Genomic DNA, 6,092 nt, shown 5'->3' with positions numbered 1-6,092 from the left:
CGCCGCCGACGGACCCAGGACCACGGCAGCGTCATCGTCACCCACCATGACCAATGCATCGTCAGCCAACGAGACGCTCAACAGATGGTCCGACGGATCCATGAGGTGGGTGAATCTGACCCAAATCCCGACCCAGACGGCTGGAAGACGCTTCTCCCGGCCGACAGCCCGAACCTGATATGCCACAAACGATCTTGCGCCCCGGAACCTCGTCATTGGGGCGCTCCGGGGTGTTCATCGATTGGGACGGGGCCGGGCCCGAGCACACGACTCTGGGATCTCGCGTACGCCGCTCAAGCCTTCGGCTTGCTCGTAGAAGGTAAGCCTGTTGTCGACTCCGCGGCCGCCAGGCTGCGCGCCTTCGTGGACAGCTATGATGCGGATGCTGCGCTCCGCGCAGCGCTGCCGGCGGCTATGGCGAGAAGAACCGCAGCAATGTTCGAAGTGCTGCGCACCTCAAACGAGACCGGATTCCAGCCCTGGGCCGACATGTACGCGAACGGACACGGTGAGTTCTGGTGTAAAGCGACCGAGTACGTCTCTCGAAACCCAGCGGCTTGGGAACAAGCTCCCTCACCGACGGAGTAGAAGGCCGGTAGCGCTCCCGTCAGTGATCGGTGCCGGTTCGAGTATCAGATGAACCGCGTCGCCGCAGACGGACAAGGCCGATCGAGAAGATTCGTGCGGGCGGGCGACCGTGCCGCGCATCGCCGTCAGGTGAGGACGATGCTCTCCATCTTTTGCAGCTTCCCTGCGCACCAACTGAGTGAGAAACCCCGGGCTGGGATCCACCACAGGGACGGGCAAGATCACCAGTCTGGCGGGCGGTAGGGCCACGGGGTTACGGTGGTGCTTTGATCACCTCGTTTGCCGAACGGCCATGACGCGAGAACGACCGAGCGACGTGACCTCTAGCAGGAACTCCCGCGTCCCCGCGGGGGTCTCCCCGACCCAAGCCGGAAGGAACAACGTGACGGGTAACTACCAGCTGGACCAGCGCGGCTGGGCTCGGGAGCCGGAACGGTTGCGCGCCCTTGAGAACGCCTGCGACCCGCAGACCACGGCCGTGCTGAACCGGCTCGGCGTCGGGCCAGGTTGGCGCTGCCTCGAGGTCGGCGCGGGTGCCGGCTCGATCGCCGCGTGGCTCGCTGACACGGTCACACCCGGAGGCACGGTCCACGCCGTCGACCTTGACACCACGCTGCTCGACCAGCTCGCCCGGCCCGCCCTCACCGTCGAGCGCCTCGACATCACCACCACCGAACTGCCCACCCATGCCTTCGACCTAGTCCATGCCCGTTGCCTGCTCGAACACCTGCACGACCCGGCCGCCGCAGTTCACCGCATGGTGGCCGCGCTACGCCCCGGCGGCTGGCTCGTGCTCGAGACCTTCGACATGCTTTGGGACCAGCTGCCCGCGTGGCCCACCCATCCGGTCAGCGGCCAGGACGCCGTCACCCCTGTGTACCGGGCGTTTCTCGAGCACCTGCCCGCAGTGGATCGGCATGGCGGGCGATCGCTCATCGAACATCTCTACACGCACCGGCTGGACAATATCGGCGGGCAACTCCACGCCGACCTCGCCGACCTGCACGGCGCGAGCCGATGGCTGCGGCTCAACGTCGAACGCTTCCACGCCGAGCTGCTCGCCTCCGGCGCGCTCAGCGTCGACCAGCTCGACCGCTTCTACGCCTTCCACGACCAACCCGAAGCATGGATCACCCCACCGCTTCAAGTCTCCGTCTGGGGTCGGCACCCGCAGGATTAGCCTCGGCGGGACAACGAACGACCAAGTCGTCGCAGCCGCTGACACATGATTTTCGCTGTGTCAGATACGGGTTCCTCAAACGGGACGCGCAAAACGGCCACCCGATGCCCAGCGTAAATTTCCACACAGATCCTCCGGGACCCTTATTTCCGGCGCCGGACGGCGGCCAGGTCGGCGGAGCGGACGGCGGCGATGGCGGCGGCGAGCAGGTACACCTGGCTGACTAGGAAGAACCACACGAACAGGCCCAGGATCACCACGAACGGCGCCAGCACCACGTTGCGGGTGATCCCGCCGAGCAGCAGGCCGCTGAAGAAGCGCAGCACGGTGGCGCCGGCGCCGGAGAAGCCGGAGGCGAGGAGCAACACGGGCAACGGCAGGCGCACCCGTGAGACAAACCGGAACATGATCATGGCCACCGCCACGTCCAGGATGAACATGAGCGCCACCGAACCGGCCTGCGCGGCCGTCCCGGCGAACCAGTCGCCCCAGCCGAGCAGGCGGGTGATGGCGTCGAGGATGGCCGTGCTGGCCAGGCCCAGGATGCTCGTGAGCACCAGGGCCACCCCCAGCACCAGCAGGGTGGCCAGGTCGATCACCTTGGACAGCACCGGGTTCGTGCGGTCGCGGGCGATGCCCAGCACGGAACGGATCCCCTCGCGCAGTCCGTTGATCCAGCCGAGCGCCGTGATGAGCAGGGCGACCAGCGAGATCACCAGCGTCATGCCGAACCCGTGCGGGCCCAGCAGCTGGTCAGGCGTGACCAGCCCGCCGTGGCCGGTGTTGATGAGGCCGGGTGTGCTTTCGGCCACGATGTCAATGACGGCGTTGCGCAGCACCTCGTTGTCGGCGGCGACGAGCCCGAAGACGGTGAAGCCGGCCACGAGCATGGCGCCCACGGAGAAGAACATCAGGTAGGCGTTGCCGGCAGCCAGCAGGTGCCCGCGCCGGCGCGTGTACAGGTTCCACACGCGCATGGGGAAGAACGCTTGGACCCAGGCAAATCCCCAGTTGGCCAGGGCCACCACGCGCCGCCACCAGGTGCCCGCCGCGGCCATCTCGGCCCGGCGTGCCGCCACCGCCCGGCGCAAGCCGGCCCGGTCGAGTGGGCTGGGCGGCGGTTTGGGCGCGGCACCCCTGGGCGGCAGCGCGCGGATGCCCGGCGCGTGCGTGTCCGGCGCGTGCAGCGCCGGCGTGCTAGGTCCGCTCCCCTGCTCCCCCAAGTTGCAGCTCCTCCCGCAGCGACCAGCCTCCGAGCTTGAAGTCGAAGAGGCCGATGCTCGTCACGTCGAATGTTGCCCGGAAATCAACCATCTCATGCTCCGCCCGGTCCATGACCGTCTCGGGCAGTTCGTGCGCCACCGTGACGTGCGGCCGGAACGAGAACTGCGGCGAATGCCGCAGCGGCCCGGCGACGAGCCGTTCGTGCAGGTCCGTGCACGCCGCGGCGCCGTGGGCCAGGTCCAGGAACACGACGGGCGAGACGGGCCGGAACGAGCCCGTCCCGGCCAGCGTGACCGTGAAGGGGCGCGCCTGCGCGGCGACGGCCCGCACGTGCGCCGTGGCGGTGGCCCAGTCGCCGGTGACTACGCCGGAGACAAGCGTGATGTGCGGGGGGACGACGGCGGTCTCCGGGCCCCCGTACGACGCCCGCCGCCGTCCGAGCTCGGATCGCAGCGGTTCGGGCAGGGCGATGACGACGCCCAGCCCGTCGGCGCCGGGTGTTGCACCGGCCCCCAGGGAACTGATGCCGGGCATGACTAGTCGACCGGGCCCAGCGGCGGGAGGAAACCGACCTTGTCGTACACGTCCGCCAGCGTGCCGGCGGCGATGGCGCGCGCCTTGGCGGCGCCGTGGGCCAGCAGGCGGTCCAGTTCGGCCGGGTCGGCGAGCAGCTCCAGCGTGCGTGCGCGGATCGGTTCAAGGCGGGACACGACGGCGTCGGCCACGTCCACCTTCAGGTGCCCGTACATCTTCCCGTCGTATTCGGCGACAAGCACGTCAACGGGCTTCCCGGTCAGGGTGGAGAGGATCTCCAGCAGGTTCGTCACGCCGGGCTTGGATTCCCGGTCGTGGGCGATCACCGTCTCGGCGTCGGTGACGGCGGACTTGATCCGCTTGGCCGTGATCTTCGGATCGTCCATCAGGTTGATCAGGCCGCCCGGGCCCGAAGCGGACTTGGACATCTTCGACGTGGGATTCTGCAGGTCGTAGATGCGCGCACCCTCCGCGGGGATGAACGCCTCCGGGATCACGAACGTCTCGCCGAACCGGTGGTTGAAACGCTTGGCCAGGTCACGGGACAGTTCCACGTGCTGGCGCTGGTCGTCCCCGACGGGCACGCCGTGCGGGCGGTAGAGCAGGATGTCGGCGGCCATGAGCATCGGGTAGGTGAACAGCCCGACGCTGGCGGACTCGGCGCCGCCCTTCGCCGTCTTGTCCTTGAACTGGGTCATCCGGGACGCCTCGCCGAACCCGGTGATGCAGTTGAGCACCCAGGCCAACTGGGCGTGCTCGGGCACGTGCGACTGCACGAACAGGGTCGACTTGTGCACGTCGATGCCGCCGGCGATGTACTGGGCGGCGGTCTTGCGGGTGCGTTCGCGCAGTTCGGCCGGGTCCTGCGGGACCGTGATGGCGTGCATGTCGGGGATGAAGAACAGGGCCTCATAGTCGTCCTGGGACTTGACCCAGTTGACCAGGGCGCCCAGGTAGTTGCCGAGGTGGAGCGACTCGCCGGACGGCTGCATGCCGGAGAGGACGCGCGGCCGGGTGCTGGTTTCAGTCATGGTGTGTGGCGGGGGCTTTCTAGAACTGGTAGTCGACGACCAGGGGGGCGTGGTCGGAGAAGCGGGCGTCGTACGAGCCGGCGCGGTCCACGACGGACTGCACGGCCCGTGCGGCCAGTGCCGGCGTGGCCATGTGGTAGTCGATGCGCCACCCGGTGTCGTTGTCGAACGCCTGGCCGCGCCAGGACCACCACGTGTACGGTCCGTCGACGTCGCCGGCGAGTTCGCGGGCCACGTCCTTCCAGCCGATCTCCGCGCCGAAGAACCTGTCGAAGTAGGCGCGTTCCTCCGGCAGGAACCCGGCCCGCTTGACGTTGCCCTTCCAGTTCTTGATGTCCAGCGTCTTGTGCCCCACGTTCAGGTCGCCGACCACCAGCGCGTTCGAGGCGCCCTCGGCCAGCCGAGGCAGCCGTTCGACCATGGTGTCCAGGAACCGGTACTTGTCGACCTGCTTGGGCGTGTCGACCTCGCCGGAGTGCACGTAGGCGCTGACGACGGTCAGGTTGTGAAGCGCCCCGTCGGCGCCGGCCACGGTGTAGTCGGCCTCGACCCAGCGCCCGGAGCCGGCGAAGTAGTCATCGCCGATCCCGATCCGGGTGGCGGTCGGTGCCAGCGACGCCTTGCGGGTGGCGACGGCCACGCCGGCGCGGCCCTTGGCCTCCGCCTCCGCGTGCAGGACGTGCCAGTCGTCGCCGAGGAACTCGTGCACGACGGCGTCGGGTGCCCGCACTTCTTGCAGGCACAGGATGTCCACGTCCCGCCCGGCCAGCCAGTCGGCCATGCCGCGCTTGTAGGCGGCACGGATGCCGTTGACGTTGACGCTTGCGATCCTCAAGTGACCGTTCGGGGTAGCCATGCTCACCTGTTCCACTTTACCTGTTGCCCCGGGCGTGTCCGGCGTGCCGCGCTGGGTGGGCCCACGCGCCCGAGGGGAGGGCGTTTACTCGATGACGGTGCCGCTGACGGCGTCGCCCCCGTCGTCCGGCGTGATCATGTCGCGGCCATTGTGCGCGGTGATCTCGATGGTCTCCAGCGCCCGCTCCACCATGCCCGGGGAGGTGCCCGGATACTCGCGGTCCAGGTACTCGCGCACCACGCCGAGCTGGACCTGGATGATCTTGAACGAATGGTCCAGCTTCATGTCGCGCGCACGGGTGGCACCGTCGTCCCCACGGCGGGTGCCGCCGTCGTCCACCAACCGCGTGCCCGCCGGATTCGCCGCACTGGCCTGCTGGGCGAACTGGGCCTGCGCCATGCGCATCTGGTTCGCCCCGAACTTGGCCGCCTTGTGCACCCCGACGTACACGAGCGTGGACAGCACCAGCCACCCGAACGCGATCGCCGCGATGACCCAGCCCAGTACTGTGCTGTTGTTCGCGGCCAGCACCAGGGCCACGAGGAAGACGGCGGCCAGCACGATCGTGCCCAGCCCCGTGTACTTGCGCGGTCGGGACGTGGTGCCGGGTCCTGGTGTCGTCATGCCCCCATTCTCTCAAACGCGGCGGCCGCCGCGGGCCGCTTCCACCAGCGGCGAA

6 protein-coding genes are annotated in these 6,092 nt (G+C 68.6%); 1 reads left to right on the top strand and 5 read right to left on the bottom strand.

Features of this window, described 5'->3' with window-relative positions:
- Positions 1-970: 970 nt before the first annotated feature.
- Positions 971-1,768, top strand: coding sequence for a class I SAM-dependent methyltransferase (locus EJC77_RS07850; protein WP_164520348.1), 798 nt, complete (start codon positions 971-973; stop codon positions 1,766-1,768).
- A gap of 143 nt (positions 1,769-1,911) precedes the next feature.
- On the opposite strand, the gene EJC77_RS07845 is transcribed toward EJC77_RS07850, so the two are convergent.
- The 5 genes from EJC77_RS07845 to EJC77_RS07825 form a co-directional block, all read right to left on the bottom strand.
- Positions 1,912-2,991 carry a YihY/virulence factor BrkB family protein gene (locus EJC77_RS07845; RefSeq protein WP_125611334.1) on the bottom strand — a complete coding sequence of 360 codons (1,080 nt, stop codon included), beginning with the start codon at positions 2,989-2,991 and terminating at the stop codon, positions 1,912-1,914.
- Positions 2,966-3,526 (bottom strand): 2'-5' RNA ligase family protein, encoded by a 561-nt coding sequence (locus EJC77_RS07840; protein WP_125611332.1) that lies wholly within the window; start codon positions 3,524-3,526, stop codon positions 2,966-2,968. The genes EJC77_RS07845 and EJC77_RS07840 overlap by 26 nt, the downstream gene beginning before the upstream one ends.
- A 2-nt stretch (positions 3,527-3,528) precedes the next feature.
- On the bottom strand, positions 3,529-4,557 hold the full coding sequence (gene trpS / locus EJC77_RS07835) for a tryptophan--tRNA ligase (protein WP_125611330.1): 1,029 nt from the start codon (positions 4,555-4,557) through the stop codon (positions 3,529-3,531).
- Between the two features lie 19 nt (positions 4,558-4,576).
- Positions 4,577-5,413 (bottom strand): exodeoxyribonuclease III, encoded by an 837-nt coding sequence (locus EJC77_RS07830; protein WP_125611328.1) that lies wholly within the window; start codon positions 5,411-5,413, stop codon positions 4,577-4,579.
- Positions 5,414-5,497: 84 nt separating this feature from the next.
- A complete protein-coding gene (locus EJC77_RS07825) occupies positions 5,498-6,037 on the bottom strand; it encodes a hypothetical protein (protein ID WP_125611325.1) in 540 nt (179 codons plus the stop codon).
- Positions 6,038-6,092: the final 55 nt, after the last annotated feature.

Origin of the sequence: Specibacter cremeus, assembly GCF_003946885.1 — a bacterium.
Classification (GTDB): domain Bacteria; phylum Actinomycetota; class Actinomycetes; order Actinomycetales; family Micrococcaceae; genus Specibacter; species Specibacter cremeus.
Note: the sequence above shows the minus strand (reverse complement) of the source record. Positions and strands in the feature narration are given on the sequence as shown.